Source organism: Flavobacterium sp., assembly GCF_003525665.1.
In the GTDB taxonomy this organism is placed as follows: Bacteria; Bacteroidota; Bacteroidia; order Flavobacteriales; family Flavobacteriaceae; genus Flavobacterium.
In genome coordinates this window covers 7,792-8,041 of sequence record NZ_DQDX01000086.1, presented here as the reverse complement: position 1 = coordinate 8,041, position 250 = coordinate 7,792, and positions in this window count along the sequence as shown.

Genomic DNA, 250 nt, shown 5'->3' with positions numbered 1-250 from the left:
TGAAGTAAAATCATTTAAATTTATTTGATAATAATCAATCGAAGTACATTCGCCGTAACCTTTACAACCTTTATGTGAAAGTTCAACAATCAATGCTTCTCTAAAAGTATAATTTCCGTATGATATGGAGAAGGTTTCCTTTAAATTCAATCTAACAATTTGCCAAGATAAATTCATTGTAGGAAAGTTGAAGTTAATTTGTTTGAATACAAATATCTATAAAAAAAAAGAATCTGAAACGAGTTCAGAT